This is a genomic window from Paenibacillus sp. Lou8.1 (assembly GCF_024213565.1).
Lineage (GTDB): Bacteria > Bacillota > Bacilli > Paenibacillales > Paenibacillaceae > Paenibacillus > Paenibacillus polymyxa_B.
Genome location: NZ_JANAVN010000006.1, coordinates 184,575 through 204,170 on the forward strand (window position 1 = coordinate 184,575; position 19,596 = coordinate 204,170).

The window sequence follows — 19,596 nt, forward strand, 5'->3', positions numbered from 1 at the left end:
CTCCATTTACGATTGCTCTGAAATAGATTACATTCCTATTGTTAGCAATCCTGGAACGTTTGTCAATGATTTTTCGATTTCTCAAACGATAATCATTATTAATTAAAAAATTAATAATGTACCGTTGAACTATCTTAAATTTTACGTTATAGTTACACGAGATGACATGCAGAAAATGACATATCTAAGTTATTCAGAAGTTATTGATATACAGACGGTGCGTACTGTTTGTTATTAATACATATTCAAATGGCGGATTGGCCTCCAGGACCTAGAGCTTGGTCACTACTCCACCATAAACACAAGTGCTGGAACACGAGCACTTGTGTTTATGGTGGAGTTTTTTTATTCCTAATTTTTAAATTTAAAATCTGAAAGGAGCCTGAACCGTGACTGATAGTACGATCAAAATTACATTAAACGGACAGGAACTGAAAACGAAGAACAGCGCAACGATTCTTGAAGTGATTAACGAAAACAACATCGCCCATCCCCAGCTGTGTTACGTTCCCGAAGTCGATCCGATCCGCACCTGTGACACATGTATCGTGGAAGTGGACGGAAAACTTATGCGTTCCTGCTCAACACTGGCTTCGGATGGAATGAATATTCATTTACACTCGGATCGCGCGAAAGCAGCTCAAACCGAGGCTATGGACCGATTGCTAGAAAATCATCTCCTCTACTGCACAGTGTGCGATAACAACAACGGTAATTGTACTTTGCATAATACAGCAGAGCTTATGGAGATTGAACATCAAAAATATCCGTATCAACCGAAAGTTGACCCGACAGAAGTAGATATGTCTCATCCCTTCTATCGATATGACCCCAATCAATGTATTGCATGCGGCCAATGCGTAGAGGTATGCCAAAACCTTCAGGTCAATGAAACGCTGTCCCTCGACTGGGAAGCGGAACGCCCTCGCGTCATATGGGATGACAGGGTTGCAATTAACGATTCTTCCTGCGTCAGCTGCGGTCAGTGTGTAACCGTCTGCCCATGCAATGCCTTGATGGAGAAATCCATGCTGGGAGAAGCAGGCTTCATGAGTGGCATGAAGAAGGATTTATTAAATCCGATGGTAGATTTAATAAAGGAAGTGGAGCCGGGCTATAGTGGGATTTTTGCTATTTCCGAAGTCGAAGCAGCAATGCGTGAAACCCGTACGAAAAAAACGAAAACCGTCTGTACGTTTTGCGGTGTAGGTTGCAGCTTTGAGGTTTGGACCAAAGGCCGCAAAATTTTGAAGGTACAACCTACCTCTGAGGGACCTGTTAACGGTATCTCGACATGCGTAAAAGGGAAATTTGGCTGGGATTTTGTGAACAGCGATCAGCGTTTGACCTCCCCTTTAATTCGTCAAGGTGACGAATTTGTGGAAGCTACCTGGGAAGAAGCCTTGAGCCTGATGGCCAGCAAAATGGGAGCTATTCAAGAAACTTACGGCGGTGAGGCACTCGGCTTTATTTCTTCGTCCAAATTTACCAATGAAGAAAACTATTTGATGCAGAAGTTGGCTCGTCAGGTCTTCCAAACGAATAACGTCGATAATTGCTCACGGTATTGCCAATCTCCTGCGTCATGGGGGCTGCAATACACCGGAGGCATCGGTGGGGACAGCGGTACAATTAAAGACATTGCCAAAGCAGGTTTGGTCATGCTGGTCGGTTGCGCGCCGGGAGAAGGACATCCAGTGCTGGCTACTCGTATCAAACGTGCGCATAAGCTGCACGGTCAAAAGTTGATCTCGGTCGACCTGCGCAAGCATGAAATGGCAGAACGCGCAGATCTGTTCATTCGTCCGAAGCAAGGTACGGATTATGTATGGTTATCCGCTGTAGCCAAATACATCATTGAGCAAAACTGGCATGATGCAAAATTCATTGAAGAGCATGTAAACTTCTATCCTGAATATTTGAAGTTGCTAGATCGTTTCACCCTGGAATTTGCCGAACAGGAAACTGGTATTTCCAAAGAGACACTGATTCAGGTAGCGACTATGATTCACGAAGCCGACGGCACTGCCATTTGCTGGGGCATGGGTGTGACGCAAAACATCGCAGGCTCTTACACTTCGATTGCAATTGCCAACCTACTGCTGGTGACTGGAAACTTTATGCGTCCGGGTGCAGGCGCATATCCGCTTCGCGGACATAACAATGTTCAGGGTGCTGCCGATATGGGTACAATGCCGGATATTTTCCCGGGCTATCAGCCCGTGACGAACGATATCGTTCGTGCCAAGTTCGAAGCGGCCTACGGCGTACAAATTCCAGGTCAACGCGGACTAGACAACATTCAGATGCTGGAAGCCATTGAAACAGGTAAGCTCAAAGCGATGTATATCGCTGGAGAAGAGATGGCATGGGTGGATGCCGACTCCAACCATACCCAAGAAATGCTGGCGAACTTGGATTTCCTTGTCGTTCAGGATGTATTTCTGAGCAAAACAGCTGAATTCGCTGACGTTATTTTGCCAGCCGTACCTTCACTCGAAAAAGACGGAACCTTTACGAACACCGAACGTCGTGTCCAGCGTTTATATGAAGCTCTCCTCCCTATGGGAGACAGTAAGCCGGATTGGTGGATTTTCAGCCAATTTGCCAAGTACATGGGATTTGATTGGGATTACAGCCATCCAAGTGAAATTTTTGAGGAAATGGCGTCGCTCACTCCATTTTTCTCCCAATGTAATTATGACGTATTGGAAGGCTGGAACAGCTTCCACTGGGGATCGCCGGATGGTAGCAATACACCGCTACTGCACACCAACGGCTTTAACTTTCCGGATAAAAAAGCGCGTTTGGGACTTTTCGAATATGTGCCACCGAAAGAGTACCCTGTTGAATTCGATCTGACCTTAAATAATGGTCGACTGCTCGAACAGTTTCATGAAGGAAATATGACGACCAAATCGGCAGGCATTCAGCTGAAACTTCCAAAAGTATTTGTAGAAGTGTCCCCTGAATTGGCTGAAGAACGCGGAATCCATAATGGATCGCTGGTTCGATTGGAATCCCCTTATGGTGCGGTCAAGCTACGCGTTCTGGTTACAGACCGGGTGCAGGGAACTGAAATTTATGTGCCGATGCACTCTACCAGCCATGATGGTGCGGTCAATCTGTTAACTGGTGGAGCGTTCGATGTGGTCACCCGTACACCGGCCTATAAACAAGCCAAAGTACGGATGCAAATTTTGGAGGTAGACGGTCAAAATCCACTACCACGTATCAATCCGCGTTACAAAAAGCGTCATCCGCAAAATGGGGTTGAAGTGGACCGTAAGTGGAATCGTCCTGGTTACGTCGATTTAGTGGATCAAAAATAAGGAGGTCAAGCCGTGGCTAAGCCTATTTCAATTGTGAGAAAACGCATTTTGACAGAAGAAGAACGGCAAAAACAATCGCTGGATCAGCTTACTGCTGATCTGGCGGACAATGGGGCGGCATTGCAGAAGACACTTGAAATCGTACGTGAACTGCACGATAGTGGTCTTCTCGAAGCAGCTCAGTCTATGCTAAAGGCTAAAGAAAGCATCGCCAAAATCGCTGTAGGACAAGCAACGCGTAAGCCTGTGACGAACATCATCAATAATCTCATGGGAGCAGCAGGGATGCTGTCTGAGGTAGACCCCGAGCTGATGAAAAAGCTGGCAAACAGTGTTACTAATGGCCTGAACGAAGCCGATAAACATCTAAAGCAGAATAAAAAGACTCGTCTGCGCGATCTTATGAAGGCGATGAATGATCCAGATGTAAACCGGGCAATGGGATTTGGCATTCATTTTCTCAAAGGAGTGGGAAAAAGTTTGTCTGATAAATAGCTCATAGAGCGTGAAGATGGAAGACTAGTAACAACAGACAATAAAAAGAGCTGGCTCCGAAAACGGGGACAGCTCTTTTTATTTATTTTTTATCCACCTGTAATAGCGTCACCGTTTTAAGAGAAACGGCATCTTTTATTTGCTCCTCTGCGATGACCTTGAGCTTAAGCAAACTGGCAATCTTCGACGTATCCGGCTTGGAAAACAAGCGCCATAGCTGCGGATCAGGCAGTGAATCATACAGCTTTGTATGATCATATTCCTTGCGGTGCTGCTGTATAATCTTGACTCGGAAGTTGCCAATTTCCCAATCTGATACTTCCTGCTGTGCACAATGTGCGGTAATGTCATTACGCAAATCAGTCAGTTCACCTTCAATTTCTTTTTGCTTTTGCTTTAACTGGTAGTAGCGACGCACCTTGTTTTCCAATCCCATCACGCTCCTCTGCTTACATATGTATGTTTGCAGAAGCGTTTTAGGACAAGTTTTGTGATGTTAGGATTAAAGGTACAACTGCAAAAGCATTTCCCGGGTAATGGAAAGTTCCATGAGTTTGAGCCATCATCATCCAAACTTTATTTAGGCACATTCACCCCTGGTTTTACAGGTCCTGCTCCTTGGGATTTTCCCTTACGTTTCATATAATTGGCCCAGTATGCCGTCAGAATAGGTACTAAAATCGAGGTCACAATGACCGAAGCAGCAACTAAGGCCGTTGCAGATTGCGCTACAGGCAGAAACTCAGGCTTGATGTTGGCGACAATGACTGGATTGGCTACTGCTGCACCTGCTGTACTGGAGGCTGCAATCCCTGCTGTACCGTTGCCACCACCGATATATTTATCAGCCAAAATCAGCGGAATACCTGTAACGATAATGACAAAAATGCCCAATAAAATACCAAGCATGCCTGTCTGGACAATGACACTCAGGTCAATGGAACAACCAAGTGCAAAACCGAAAAATGGAATCAAAGCTTGCGTTGCGTTCCCAAAATATTTTCGGAAATCATGATCCAGATTGCCCAACATAAATCCGACCAAAAATGGTAATACCGCTCCCACAAATGTTTGCGGTTCAAAAACGGCCAGCCCGGTGCTACCCAAAATAATCATGGTCACCAACGGACCCGATTCCAGTGACATCAGTACAAATGCTCCTGCCTCTTCCTTGGAGCCATACTGCTGCATAATAGAGGCATATAACCCGCCGTTCGTCATATCCATAGCCGAGATCAGCGCAAGCACCGACAAACCTGCAAATAGCCCACTTTCTATACCACCAACAGGCAGCAATCTGGATGCAATGATCGCCACTACCCACGCGACCGCGATTTTAGTCAATACGAGCGTTCCTGATTTACGCAATACAGTACCCGTCGCTCGCACATCTATAGAAGCACCCATACAAAAAAACCACACTGCCAAGATGGGTACCGTACCTGTCATCAGCCCCTTGGTAAAAGATCCAAAATAGTCGCCTGCCCATGGAGTAAATGTATGAAAAAGTGCGCCAATAAACAGCGGCACCAGCATAATGCCCCCTGGAATTTTATCAATGTTTTGTTTGATTTTCATAACTTCGTTCAACCCTTTCGTTTTTGCCAATGCAAAAACAAGGCCGTGTTACTTGCGGCTCAAGCCGAGCTCGGGAATCAGTCTCGCGAAGGTATCGTGACTCTCCTTCAGTTGCCGCGCGAATGCCTCTGCATCCTGTACACGCAATCCCAACCCATGCTTACGCATTTCCTCCCTGAATTCCTCGTCTTTCGTCCCCTTGATCAGTGCATCCGTCAGCGTTTGAGCAACTTCATCCGGTGTATCCTTGGGTACAGCCAGCCCTCTCCAAGTGCCGATAAAATGTACACGCAGCCCAGTGGATTGCTGTAGTGTCGGCACTTTTGGAAACGCTTCCGAAATAGTGTCTGCCTGGATCGCCAGTATGCGAAGTTTCCCTTCGTCCACGTATTTCTTCACTTCTGCGGGACTGACGGGTACAGCATCCACAAATCCGCTCATTAAAGCGGAGACGGCTGGGCCTGCTCCCTCATAAGGGATATGGGTAAAGCGAACTCCGCTTTTCTGCTCCAGCATCGCGGCAGCAAGGTGCCATATGCTCCCTGTGCCTGCATTCCCCATTTTAAGCTTGCCGGGATGGGCGCCAGCATCCTCCAGAAATGCCTCCGCTGTCTTCCATGGTGCATCCGCCCGGACCGTAATGGCGGAAGGGTCCATATTGGTTTGAAGCAGCGGCTTAAATCGCTCATAGGTGAGCGGTAGCAGTCCCAAATGAGGCAACGTAGTCAGCTCAGCGACCAGATACGTTACGGTATAACCATCCGCCTGCGCCTCAGCCCCTTCCATTAGCCCGACAGAACCGCCTCCTCCCGTTCGATTAACGACGATGATCGGCTGACCGAGATGCTTTTCGGCGGCTTTCGCCAACGCTCTAGCGGTAATATCTGTACCGCCTCCGGCTGCGTAAGGAACGACGAGTGTTATTGGCTTCGTAGGAAATATACGGCTGTGATCCTGCAGGGTGCGGTGATCCACATATTCACTGATACTCAAGGCAGAAAGCATAGCTACTCCCGCCGCAACCAGCACATATTTTTGCCATGGCTTTTTCTTCATTACGTTTCCTCTTCTCCAAAAATGAACTGGGCCCGTCATGCGCCCGTTTTCACCTCCAACGTTTTCGGTCTTGTTGTTTACGTTTACATGAAGTCAATGTACCGCAACGTGGAGGGCTACAGCTATCGCTTAATCTTCGTATTTATCTTCTATTTCGCCAAAGTATCGACCTTTTGACCGATCTGCATATTCATTGGAAGATTTGCTGATTTGTCTGAATTTCCCTGGGGTCACTTGTTTGTGCTTGCGGAATACCCGGATAAAGCTGTTCTCATTTCGGTATCCGACCTGTTCTGCAATTTCACCGATTTTCAAATGGGTTTCACATAGTAATGTGCATGCCTTTTTTACGCGTAATCCAGTCAAATAATCGTAAACGGTGGTCCCCGTTTCTTCCTTGAACATGCTACTCACCGAGGACACGCTCATGTGAACATGATCCGCAATTTCCTGAAGCCCGATGTTCAAATGTAAATGATGTTCCATATACTCGATCATCTCTTGTACACGCACAAAATCTTTGGACTGGATGCGTCCATTCCATTTTTCTTCAATATCAGTCAACATAATGACCAGCAATACCTCCATGTCTTGAAGGTCTAGCGTCAGAATCTGATTCCAGTGGTAATCAGCAAGCTGATCCGGCGGCGTCACACTCTGAGTGGCACACCATTTTAGCAAATCTTCCAGCAATTCATGAACAAACAAGTAGACCTGAGCTGGGGATGTTCTGTGGAGTCGAAGTTCTTCTACCCAGTGGCTGATTAGCTTTACACTTGCACCAGGTTCCTGTGACTCCAGGGCACGGATCATTTCCACACGCCGATTGTCCAGCAATGTTGAATCCTGAATCTGCTCCTTTGACTGTTTATCCACCGTATTATCCTTTTTCACACTTATACTGCTGTCTATATTCGTATATGAACGTCCATACCCCTCATACAAACGCAAATTAAGGGCCTCTTTTCCTTTTATAAAAGACGCCCGTACCTCTCGAATATCCGTGACCATATGACCAATCCCTATAGAAATAGTCAAAGGAAGATACTCACCGACAACCTGAATAAGCCTATCCACGCTTTTTTGAAGCAAAATGCTCTCTTGGAGGTCAGTCTCTGTACCAACTTCATTCGAACTCTCGCTGAACTGTAGCAGCACAATAAAACCACTTTCCTCCTCCGGCGAGCATACTGCTTTCCAGTGAGGTTCGAGCATCTCTAGCAAAATATTGTTCAGAGCATACTTGAGCAGCATTTTATCTTCTTCTGGAAAGCTTGCGGCCCACGCAGAATACCGGTCAATGGACACGATCATGACAAACAAAGAATGGCCGTCCCAATCGGAAAAATACTGTTCCCATTTCATACGCATTTCCTGTATGCCCATTCTACGCTGGATGACATCTTCCATATATTTGGAACGCAGCTCCGGCAGGCTTCGCTCTACCACCAATGATTTGCGGTGAAACTCTCCAACCAGTTTTCTAATTACAGGTTCCAGGTCATACAATCCTCCTTGGCGCGTTCCCTTATTGCCCGAATTCAATAGGCTATTAATTTTTTTCATGGGACGAAAAGCTGCATAATTATAATAGTAAACTGCTGAGCACCCAGCCAGTATGGAGACAAAGGCCAGCCACAGCATCATATTGCGCGCCAGCTTTACATTTTTCAGCAGCTTGTCCATCGGAACGAGCGATACTAGACGCCAGCCCGTTACATCAGAAAAGGTTTGGTTCGCCATATATTCCATGTCCCCTATCTCTACATAAGCATAGGGACTCACATCCAGTTCTTTTAAAATCCTGCCCATATCATTTAAGGGTAAGGACGATCTCAGCTTGGGATAGATCAACTCGCCCTCCAGATCATACACGTATTGCGAGTTGGATAAATGAATATAGAGTTTGGAGAAAAAACGGTCATAATCCAGATTGATTAGCACCGCACCCATGACCTGACCATTCTCTACTATGGGCCTGGCCAGCGAAAGCAGCTCTACCGCCCCCTGCTCATGATCGGTGCCGTACCATCTCCGCTTAATCAACAACGGCTTTTTTTCAATGTCCTGAATCCAGGGAACCCATGTGGTATCCGGTGCCTGTTTCCAATCAGGCCTGTAACCATAATTGCTGGATACGAGAGCATGATTGTCCAAAGAAATAACTTCAACCGAGTAAATTTCTTCGTGCGAAGAAAGGGTTTTCAAGTATTTGTGAAGCCGATCTATGACGGAGGCCTTGTCTTCCAGCGATTCCCCATCTGTTTGGACACGTACAAAGGCCTCTACGTCTGGATGATATGCTGCGTCCAGCGCCTTGTTATCAGACTCACGAAAAGCCCGATTGGTCACATCCAGATTGATTTGCAGCAATTCTATATTGGGTGTGTTCAGCTCGGTATCCAAACCTTCACGGTATCGTGAATACGATAGCAAGCCGATCATGCTAATTACAAGCGACACGCACAGAGTGAGCAGTAGAATCAATCTTGTCTGTTTATTTTTCAGTATCAATCGAAGCTTAAGTCGCAACATTCCCGTAACTTCATCCTTCCGGACTTGGTTGTCCATCTTCCTCTTGCCAATATATGTGGTGACATATTCTCCCTAAATCTATTTGACGTAAGAGTTGGAATTCCCTGCCTATGTATATCAAACTTAATATAAGGATTCATATAAAAAAGAAGAAGCCTCCCTGTACTGTACAAGGTAGAACTCCTTCTTTGGCACTGCTTGTATCATTATTCAGCAAAAACAGATACTCGCTGCACAGGTTTTAGCTTGTCTATTCCACCTGAAAACGATCCAGCTCCCGCTGCATCTCTTCGCGAATCTGACGAAGCTCTTTTACCTTCTCAGCCGATTCCTCAAATGAACGCTTCTGCTCCACCGTGGAAGCTGTAATCTCTTCACTGCCTGCGGCGGACTGCTGAGTGATTGCGCTGATATTTTCAATAGCTTGCTGCACCTGTACGCTCAGTTCTCGCGATACATTCATGTCCGTTGATAGCTTGCTGACTTGGCTGGCAATTTGCTGCACTTTGCCACTAATCTCTGTAAACGATTCTCCAGTCGAGGAGGTTACCTTCTCCTGCTCACGGAACAGCTCCTGACTTTGCGCCACAGAAGTCTTCACCTTATCCATAGCCTGCGTGATACTGTCAACAGCAGTATAAATTTTCTTTACAGCAGACTCTGACTGATTCGCCAGCTTTTTCACTTCATTGGCAACAACAGCAAAACCTTTTCCTGCTTCACCTGCACGTGCAGCCTCAATAGAAGCATTCAAGGACAACAGCGATGTTTGGCTGGCAATTTCGGATACGTATCCAGTCATGGTTGTAATCTCGGCTGCATTCGCCTCCAGCTCCTTGACCGTCTGCTCCACTTCGGACATGGCTGAACGATTTTCTGCAACAATACGCAGTTGATCGCTCATGACCCGCGTACCCTGCTCAATGACACGCAAAGCATCCTCACTATACGCGGTCGATTGTGTGGTCTCCAGTAGATTCGATTCAAACTTCTGCTGCATCTCGTCCACAACGCCAACTGTCGACGACAGATCCTCAGCAATTTTCTGACTGCCTATTGCCAGTTCCTCTGTTGACGTGCTGACTTGTGTCACAATTTCCTTCATGGCCTCATTATGCTGATCAATATCCCGAGCCATCAGATCGACACGATTACCCGCCTGATCAATGGAGAGTACAATGCTGCGCAAGTTCCCGATCATCACCCGGAAAGATTCATTGAGCTCGTCCAGCTCATCGCGTCCCTTGGTTTGGGCAAGCTGCACTGTCAGATTTCCCTCAGCAATTTGCTTTGCGGCATCCGTTAATTTGCGTGTTCTAAGGGCAAGCTGCCTGGATGTATATGTATTATATAGCCCAACCGCCACCAGAAGTATAACTGCACCTGCCAAGGCCAATTGCCATGTAAAACGAATGCTCTTGGTCAAATCTTCTGTGTATTGGTCATAACGTGCCTTGGTCAGCAGATCCAGCATAAATACATCGTTCTGAATCCCTTGGGCACGCATGGCCTCCCGCTTGGACTCCGGGCTGTTTTGGGTACTCATGGCTTTCTCCGTTGCTACTTTCAATTGGCTGAATTTTGTTTTAATCGTATTCAGTCGCTTTTGCTGCGCTTCGGTTTGCATCATGCCCTGTGAAAGCAAAGCAATCGTCTTTTCAGACTGAGTCAGTTGATTTTGCACATCGGCTTTGTTGCTCTCCGTCATGGAAGCTGAATAATTTTGCAGTGCCTGCCCTGACTGAATCAAATAGGCATTGAGCTGCTGTACATTCAACATAGCCGGAACCAGATTACTACTTTGCGAGTTAATACGAATTAATTCAAAAATGATATAAGCCACTAAAGCTAGGCAAGCAATCAAGGAAATCATCGCGTTCAGCACCAGTTTACCTTGCAGTTTCATCAGCTTTCATCCTCCGTTTGCGAAAATTTATTGGGTGGGAACAGTCAGTGTGCCGGATTTGATTTTTTCCTTTAAATCATCCAACAACTTTTGCTGATCCGGACTCAGTGTCACGACACGAATAGGCGCCAAACCTACACCATCTTCCGCAAGACCAAACACCATATCCTTCTCCGTAAATTTTCTTTGATGATCTGCAAATCCTTTGACTGCTGTATAAATTGCAATGTCTACATTTTTAAACATCGAGGTCACTACCGCTTTTTCCGCAATAAAAAACTGGTCGCTATCGACCCCGATGGCGAATTTATGCTGCTTTTGCGCTTCCTGCAGCGCACCTACGCCCGTAAGACCTGCGGCTGCAAAGATGACATCAATCTGATCCTGATTAATCATGTCATCTGCAATTTCCGTACCCAGTTCCGGCTTTCCAAAATCTCCTGCATACGTTGCAGTAACTTTGGCATTAGGCTTGACTGATTGCACTCCTGCGCGATACCCAATTTCAAATTTTTTCAACAGAGGAGATTCCGCACCTCCGAGAAAACCCACCTGTTCGGTGCGACTCGTCAAACCCGCAACGACTCCAGCCATAAAACTGCCCTCTTCTGCTTTGAAGCTAATAGAGGCCACATTCGGTAAATCTGATTTCTCATCCACGATTAAAAATTTACGGTCTGGATATTTTTTAGCAATGGATTCCAAACTGTCCTTCACCATGTAACCCAGCCCAATGATTAAATCAGCCTTTTCTTGAGCAAGCTGTTCAAAAGCCGCATCATACGTCTTGGTCTCCGTTATTTCTCGGTATTCAAAAACAATTTTCCCCTCATCCCGTGCTTTGACCAAACCTCGGAAAGCAGCGTCGCTGTAAGATTGGTCACCCAGACCAATATCTGACAGTACGATTCCCACCTTAATGGGCTGAGCCTTGGTTTGTGCTGCCGATTGCCCACATGCACTTAGCAATAATGCAAAGATTGTGACAATGGGAATCCACCTAAAATTTAATAATACAGCTCGCTTCTTCATGACATATCACCTCAGCATAATTTGGAAATCCCCAACATCTTTATATCGGTTATAGAAGCATATTTTTTCATAAGAGTTTCTGTAAATTCATTGTAAAAGGAAGAGAAGACGCGGGAAAGAAACAGTGTGCCCATCATTCTTTTGTCTCTCTTTCACTATGCAGAAATCAAAAAAACTGACACGTTTTTCGTGTCAGTCAGAGTGTCGAGAAAGTCCAGAGGACTTTTCGACAATTCTATTTTTATATGGGGAGACGCATCTTTTAAAACAAAAATCGATTTAAAACGATCTGAGGACCCTAGTTTTTAGACCACTAAGACAGTTTTAAACCCCCTGCAAAAAAACAGGGGGTTTCTCGACAGCCTGACTGACACGTTTTTCGTGTCAGTTTACCTAAATAATAATAGTTAACGAATCATTAATACAGCATCCCATTCTGGACTTCTATCGCTAATTAATGAGGCGAGGACAAGAGCAACACCTGCAGTCCCAGTTAAAAAACCCGCTTCATCTATGTTTCTATAATCTCCATTCAGAAAATTTATATCGTAATAACCAAATAGGGAAGATGGCTCAAATAAATCCAATACTCGCTCCACAAGCAAATCACGCAGTGCTCCTAGCCGTTCGTTGCCTGTATCGGAGTACATTCGTTGAAGAAGATGGAGCAAGCCTCCAATACCGTGGCATACCGTAGCAGAAACCATCCCACCATTTCGCTCTATTCGATTTTCGATGTCCAGATAAGCCTTCAATCCCAAGGATATCCATTCATCATTCTGTAAAGCCTGTCCAGCTAACCAAATTGAGCGCGCAATTCCCGGAGCACCATAGCACCAAGAATCCCTTTGATATTCAGTGTTTTCAACGGATAATTCAGATTGTTCCCATTCTTCAAAGGATACCTTTCCAGGCCATATCGTTCCTACCTGACTTTCAAACTGCCATTTAGCGAGCCATTCCGCCAACGTGGCTATTTCCTTTTTTACTTGTTCAGTTGTAATCCCCTGTAAGACGGATATACTCATTAATGCTAGTGGTCCTGCTATACCATGGGATAAGCTTAGATTAAAATTACCTTTAGGATATTGCCTCTTCTCATCCTGTAAAAACTGATTCTCTGCACGAATATGCCAAGCGGGAATACATTGTCCCTCCCAATTTTTATCTCCGCAAAAAAGCTGAAACCATACAACAATTTGCTCCCATAGCTCTTTCATTTTTGGCCGTTCGTAAAAAAGAAGAACAATACGACCGATACCTGTAAAGCCTAAAATTGTATCATAATCACTCATTTTCAGGTACCCCGAATGCCATTGTTTCATATATAATGGTATTCTTTCAGCTGCTAATTCTTCAAACCATGAGGCCACTTGATTCAACATAGACTGGTATCGTGTTCCATCCCGTGATAACGCCCGAATACCTATTAGCACACCTGCTAATCCACTATATAGGGATAGATCATACATCCCCATTTCTTCCATCTGTTTTTGAAGCTTTTCTAAATACATATGCCCTATCCGATCCCATCCATTCTCCGGATATAACAGATCCAACTGCGCCAATAATAAACAAATTCCTGGATAACCATTACTTAAAGTCCCATCATTCCATCTTTCTATTTCAAATCCATCCACTTCTAGTATAGGCATGCTTTTAGAACGTAAACAAACCTCTTCCGGATTTTTGTACCGCTCTCCGATGGAATCTAGTACCTTGACCACTCGTTCTCTTATTTCACCTGACAAGGGACGCCATGAACTAAATGGCAATTGAGCAGATGTCATGACTGAAAGACACCTCCTTTGTTCGTCACAGTACCAGCAGCAAATGAACTGGCTTGTACCTGATACATTTCTGAATAGACACCACCTAATCTAACAAGGTACTCATGGGTTCCCTGCTCTATGATTTGGCCATCCTCCATAACAACAATGTGATGAGCAAGTCTTGCAGACGAAATACGATGTGTAATAAAAATTCCAATTCTCTCCTTCATTAAATCCAAAAAGAGTTCAAGCAAATCACGTTCGGCTACAGGATCCAAAAAAGAGCTCGGCTCGTCCAAGATATACACATCCGCCTTCCTAACAAAAGCACGCGCTATTGCCAGCCGCTGCCATTGCCCCCCTGAAAGCTGATGTCCTTCTTCAAACCATTTACCTAGTTGAGTATTTAGACCATGCGATAGCTTTTGGATCACATCATCCATAGCAACATACCTCGCGGCATCCATTAATGTCCTATCATCCTCAAGTTGTTCCAAATCTCCAAAACCTATATTATGGCGAGCAGACATTTCATACTGCATAAAATCCTGAAATACTGCTCCTATTTTTCGTTGAATGTCCGCTAGTTCATAGTCCTTAATATTACAACCATTTACACTAATCGTTCCGCTGTAATCTGCATACAATTGCATCAAGATTTTCATTAAAGTCGTCTTACCAGATCCGTTTTTGCCTACAATTGCAACTGTCTCACCTTTGGACAATGACAATCTAACATTGTGTAATGCATATCTGGACTGTCCTGGATACTTGAAAGAAACCCCTTCAAATGAAATCTGTTCAATACGGAAATCATGTCCTGCTCCTGAAGGTTGCATGTAATTTAGTTTTTTTTGGTGATATACAGGATCTGAGGTGGGTAATTTCAAAAATAAAAACAGTTGTTCAATATAAAGATTATTCTGCGAAAATTGTAAAATACCACGCATCATCATCTGAATTTGGCTCTGCGTTAACATTATGGCTTGAATATACCCGTATAAGCTACCAATCATTATGTTAGTAAGCAGGGTTTCCTTCATTGCCAGCCATACAAACCATAACATTACTCCAAGCTCAAGCAAGTTATACATCAAAGTAAACCGGGTAAGCCTACCTAACATTCGACGGTCGACCTTAAAAAAACTTTCCAGTAAGTTGGAGTAACGTTCCAATAGATATGGGCCTAATTGAAAAATTTTCACTTCTTTTACCGCACGATCATTCGTTAATAAATAAGTCATATACCAAGATTGTCGATACTGTGGAGTCCGCTCCATGTATATTTGGAACTGTTCACGATTAATTTTGAATAAGGAATATAAAGATACCACTGATACAATTAATAGAATAAGAACAATCCACCATTTCCATAAAATCAACCAAATTGCAGAGGATATCATAGTAATGAGGCTTGATACAATTCCCGCCATTTGAGTGTAAAGTTGATACGGACGATAAGAAGCCTCTTGAGAGGCACGTTTCAACTGGTCATTAATAGTCGCATTTTCATAATCAGCTAATCCCAAGCGAGTTGATTTTTCACAAATCATAATATTTAATGATTTGGAAAGTACAGCTTCCAAAGTTCCTTCCACATAACCCTGTGCGGCATTTACTATATTTTTCACAACATAAACCAGCACAAACCATCCAAACGGTACGATTACTAAACCAGCTCCTTGTTGCAAAGCAACTGAAACTTTGTTTAGTACATTCTGCATAACAGCCAGGGTGAAAATCGGCGTAATCCCTTGAATAAAATAGAACATAATACTAAGAACGAGATAACGTTTATTAGCACTAGAAATTAGCCGAAGCAGCTTAAGACCACTCTTCACTGATTTCCAAGCAGAGTGCAATCCATTATTTTTATTAACCATATCTTTCATTTTACTTTCCTGTGATAGTGAACGAGGCTATTCATTGCATGACGAGCCATGATCATGATTTTCCGTTCTCTATATCGATCAATTCCAAGTAAGCGATTCAAATGCATGTGAATGATACTAAATAAAATATCATCTTTAGTATTCATTAAAGAACTCTGCTTCTCTTGTTCTAAAATTTTTTGTTGATAACAAAAAGCTGTTGATTCCCTGATTTTAAATAAATCTAGAATATCATTGATTTGATTCTGAGATTGACCTTCCTCTTGTGTAAATGTTTTATCCAAAAACTGCAAATAAAGCCTTCGTTCTTTGCGAAATTCACTTAGAAACTCCTTTACGTTATATTTTTGATTGAGAACGTCGTAACTTTCGGCTTCGTTAAAACCTAATTGACGCAACAAATGGATTACACTCAAAACAGCTACAATATCTAAATCTAATTTATTTTGTTTAAAACGGTTCAAACGAATAAGTCTAGCGGCAATCTCGCTATCATCAGCGAACATGGACTCCGCTAACCCCATTAATTCTGGCCCTCCATAGCGCTCAATTTCCGGTTCATAGGTATCAATAACAAATTTAGTCATCAATCCTTCTCGTATCCATACTTTTGCCCAATCATGAAACATGGTAAAAAAATCAGGAACAAATTTCTCACTAGACATTTTGAATCTTACACGAATATGGGATTCTGGATCCGCATAACGAATATAATAGCCATATTCAACTATACCCGTCTCCTTTGCTTGCCGAATACACTCATCCCAATACAAACCAATAAACTCATTTTGTCTGCTTTCCATTCCGTACAGCTTTGCATAGAACCATACACCACCTGGAAAATGTACACGTTGAGCCAAACTTACTGTCTGCATAGAAGTAGCTGATCCTACATCTTCTGAAGCTGCCGCAACCTCCTGCAGAGTACCCGAAGAAGTAACTGGCCGTCGAACCAGAGGAAATACGAATTCCGCTGTCAGTCTACCTTCACTACAATAAATAGGTAATTGTTCAAATCCACCAGTAAGTTCAATAAGTACAATTGAGTTGCCAGATTTTAATTCTTTACATAGCTCTTCGATGTGTAAGGGGTGCTCCAAATCTAACAAAATACGATGATCAGATTGAATCAGGTAGACGTGCCGAGGTACCTTCCATTCTAAACAGAATTGGGTAACCGCTTTTTTCAGGGCTTCCGTACCTAGTGGTTTGTCTTTGTCCTGACGAAACCACATTCTCCATGTCGCCGGAGCAAAAATGATATTATTGTACCGCAAACGAGGGGTAAACGGAGCCTGCGTCATGATTCCCCAGTTTACTGTGTTCCATTGTCCGAATCCAGCTAGACCGACCTCAATCAAGAACCGGTATACATTAGGAGCTTGGTGGTAGTTGAGCATATGTCCGGTTGTCGGTATGACTTCTCGATTGTGCTTGCGTGATTTTAAGTAGAAATGATCGCCACGTAGCCCCACAACTAAATCCGATACTTGAATTTGCCGATCATCCGGCAGAGCCTGATTGGTCCCGATCGCAATCTCATAGTCTCGAAAATTTTCAACAAGAATAACATTCGTTGTTCTTCCAGAGCTGGGTAAATAGGATACTTCAGCCCAAATTTTCTCAGGGTACAGACTTTGCTCCTCCAGATGAATAGCTTGGAATTCCTTTTTAAACGGTGTACCGAGCAAATCCATAAAACGTCCAAACGTTTTTCCCGCACCATTCGAACCAGGGTTTGGTCCGAGGAGCAATGTGTATTCTCCTCGATCAAGCGCCTGCTGGTCGCGGGTATTCAATAAGAAGTATAATTCCATAGAAGGCAATGTCGGACGGGTTATGGAGTCCTCAGTATGTGTAAGCTGCCCAATCATTTCATCCGTAAGATTCATTTCATAATTGCCTTTATGTATGGAGGATACAAACCATTGAAAAAGAAGCTGTTCCCGATTGGCTTGCGTTTTGGCAATTTTCCCTGTTTTTAAGGATCTGCGTCGGCTCTGCGGATGACGGTAGGTCGCAGGCGCACCTAAACCCATTTCTTCATCTAACAGTTCAAGCAACGGTACCTCCCGGCCATATCCATACTTTTCTAAAAACTCGTCAGTATATTCCTTGAGATGAGCATCCGTTTGGGAAGTGAGCTGGGAAAATAATTCGGCCACCCGTTCAACATCCTTACGGATATATTCATTCAGAACGATAGAATGGTCCTCCACCGATAAATCGACCTGTAAAGTGGACATTTCAATGTCCGAAACTTCACTCATCACTTGTCGCAGCAGCTTTAGGCGCTCCTCACCTTCCCCAATAGGAAGCTCATTGTACAGACGGATATCCTGGTGAATACTTTGCAACTGCAACTTTAGATCCTCCATACCGTATAACGGATTGATAATCGCCAAAATTTGGACAAAAGGATCTGATTTTATAGTCGAGGGTCGTAGCTCTGAAATAAGAAACTCTTGCTCAAAAAGCTGCCGAATATAGGGATCAACTCTTTCTTCACCCGCTTCCGAAAAACGCTGCATAACAAGCTTAACCAATGTTGAAAATAATACCGGTTGTGCGCAGACCTCCATAATATAATCAAATACAGCGGATGCCTTCACAGATACGCTATCGTTCTCCCCGTTTACTAATTTTCCGTATCTGGTAGTGTAAGGAATTTTTGCCCGGTTTCCTTGCCGATAGATTAAAGGATTGCTCTGGAGACGAAGCTGGCATAACACTTCTGGAATGCTTTCTATCTTTTCAATAATTTTTAAAGTCCATTCCATATCGGGTCTCGCGCGTTTGCGATGAGCATGCGTATTCTTGAGATACAATTGAGAAGACTCACCGAAGTGTCCCACGGAAACGCCTGAGAATAAACCAAATGGCGTCGGACGGGTCATCATTCTTAGTAAATACCGCATGAACCCTTTAAGTACCTGCTCTTGCTTGCGCGGATCATCTACATCTTGCAGACGAAATAAGGATTCGTGTAAGCTCGGACTGGAAACGGCAATTGCTTCCTTGATTGCGGGATCGTTGGATAACTCAATCATACGTTGCACAGTGTATGATTTGAGATATTCCTTGTTTTCACATTTTTCAGGAAAAAAAGACTTATACCTATCAAAAGAAATTACAGGAGTTCGCAGTAAAAAAAAATCGAGTGCTTTGTATGCATATCGCTGACGCTTCATTATTCCTCGCCCCCGGACTATCTTGTATATATGCACTTTCAAAGGATAATTCACCTTACAATAGAAGAAAAAAGGGACTTAAAAGCCCCTTTTCCTTCCATTTTTCTGTTCCGCAGTCAACCAAATACTCTGAATGATGAATGCATCCCAAAGATATAATATCTCAGCACCAATCTCCAATGTTTGATACACAATTCCCGTAGGTTTTACCACAATTCTCCGTGCGCTGCCCCCCGCATGCAACAGCAGAACACGCCGCTATGCTTGTAAGAACTTGTGGTTCAACAGATCCCTTAGACTTATTCACTTGTACATCCAAATCAAAAGCATCGTTTGCCATGTCATTTTCCTCCTCTCGTTCAACTTGTTTTCATAGATGTGATGATTATCACTAATGATTTCTTTCTGCTATCTCTTAGAAGTTAATTTATATGAACAATATCCCAACTGATCGTCATCTGTTGGAATATTCTCATATACATATTTACTTTTATGCTTGTTTAGGCTATCAACTGCTAGTTACTTATGTAAAAACCATAACCTAAACTTCTGTAAAATTTGTATATAATTTATATACAAACAAAAATATATAACCCTATGCCTAAGGAATGAAAAGTGAATTTTGCACATTATTATATCTTTTGAATTTATTAAGAACAAAATACATTTATATCAATTTTCATTCTTATAAATATATAGCTTAAAGCTTTCTAATTCTAAGCACATTACTTGATCCCCTCCTCTCTTTGTTGTCCACACCATTCAAACCCATTTATTTATATGTATCTAGCCATATAGTTAAGAGTA

General features: G+C 43.6%; 12 protein-coding genes. 2 read left to right on the top strand and 10 right to left on the bottom strand.

Features of this window, described 5'->3' with window-relative positions; genetic code table 11:
• The first annotated feature begins 389 nt into the window (after positions 1–389).
• Both fdhF and NLX78_RS10650 read left to right on the top strand, forming a co-directional pair.
• A complete protein-coding gene (gene fdhF, locus NLX78_RS10645) occupies positions 390–3,332 on the top strand; it encodes a formate dehydrogenase subunit alpha (protein WP_254350340.1) in 2,943 nt (980 codons plus the stop codon).
• Positions 3,333–3,344: 12 nt separating this feature from the next.
• The gene (locus tag NLX78_RS10650) at positions 3,345–3,827 is read left to right on the top strand and encodes a helical membrane plugin domain-containing protein (protein WP_061829711.1); all 483 of its coding nucleotides are present in this window, start codon (positions 3,345–3,347) and stop codon (positions 3,825–3,827) included.
• 82 nt (positions 3,828–3,909) lie between these two features.
• Here NLX78_RS10650 and NLX78_RS10655 read toward each other — a convergent pair whose 3' ends face one another.
• From NLX78_RS10655 to NLX78_RS10700, 10 genes are all read right to left on the bottom strand, one after another.
• Positions 3,910–4,263, bottom strand: coding sequence for a hypothetical protein (locus NLX78_RS10655; protein WP_254350444.1), 354 nt, complete (start codon positions 4,261–4,263; stop codon positions 3,910–3,912).
• 140 nt (positions 4,264–4,403) lie between these two features.
• On the bottom strand, positions 4,404–5,405 hold the full coding sequence (kdgT, locus tag NLX78_RS10660; protein ID WP_254350445.1) for a 2-keto-3-deoxygluconate transporter: 1,002 nt from the start codon (positions 5,403–5,405) through the stop codon (positions 4,404–4,406).
• A 48-nt stretch (positions 5,406–5,453) separates the two neighbouring features.
• Positions 5,454–6,461: a tripartite tricarboxylate transporter substrate binding protein gene (locus tag NLX78_RS10665; protein ID WP_069290055.1), complete on the bottom strand. Its 1,008-nt coding sequence runs from the start codon at positions 6,459–6,461 to the stop codon at positions 5,454–5,456.
• 129 nt (positions 6,462–6,590) lie between these two features.
• On the bottom strand, positions 6,591–9,032 hold the full coding sequence (locus NLX78_RS10670) for an AraC family transcriptional regulator (protein WP_254350341.1): 2,442 nt from the start codon (positions 9,030–9,032) through the stop codon (positions 6,591–6,593).
• Between the two features lie 214 nt (positions 9,033–9,246).
• Positions 9,247–10,902, bottom strand: coding sequence for a methyl-accepting chemotaxis protein (locus NLX78_RS10675; RefSeq protein ID WP_254350342.1), 1,656 nt, complete (start codon positions 10,900–10,902; stop codon positions 9,247–9,249).
• Positions 10,903–10,929: 27 nt separating this feature from the next.
• Positions 10,930–11,934 carry a BMP family lipoprotein gene (locus tag NLX78_RS10680; RefSeq protein ID WP_061829702.1) on the bottom strand — a complete coding sequence of 335 codons (1,005 nt, stop codon included), beginning with the start codon at positions 11,932–11,934 and terminating at the stop codon, positions 10,930–10,932.
• A 407-nt stretch (positions 11,935–12,341) separates the two neighbouring features.
• The gene (locus NLX78_RS10685) at positions 12,342–13,724 is read right to left on the bottom strand and encodes a lanthionine synthetase C family protein (RefSeq protein WP_254350343.1); all 1,383 of its coding nucleotides are present in this window, start codon (positions 13,722–13,724) and stop codon (positions 12,342–12,344) included.
• Positions 13,721–15,598: an ABC transporter ATP-binding protein gene (locus NLX78_RS10690; RefSeq protein ID WP_254350344.1), complete on the bottom strand. Its 1,878-nt coding sequence runs from the start codon at positions 15,596–15,598 to the stop codon at positions 13,721–13,723. Before NLX78_RS10690 ends, NLX78_RS10685 begins: the two co-directional genes overlap by 4 nt.
• On the bottom strand, positions 15,595–18,648 hold the full coding sequence (locus NLX78_RS10695; RefSeq protein WP_254350446.1) for a lantibiotic dehydratase: 3,054 nt from the start codon (positions 18,646–18,648) through the stop codon (positions 15,595–15,597). The genes NLX78_RS10690 and NLX78_RS10695 overlap by 4 nt, the downstream gene beginning before the upstream one ends.
• Before the next feature lie 304 nt (positions 18,649–18,952).
• Positions 18,953–19,129 (bottom strand): FDLD family class I lanthipeptide, encoded by a 177-nt coding sequence (locus NLX78_RS10700; RefSeq protein WP_254350345.1) that lies wholly within the window; start codon positions 19,127–19,129, stop codon positions 18,953–18,955.
• Between the last annotated feature and the right edge of the window lie 467 nt (positions 19,130–19,596).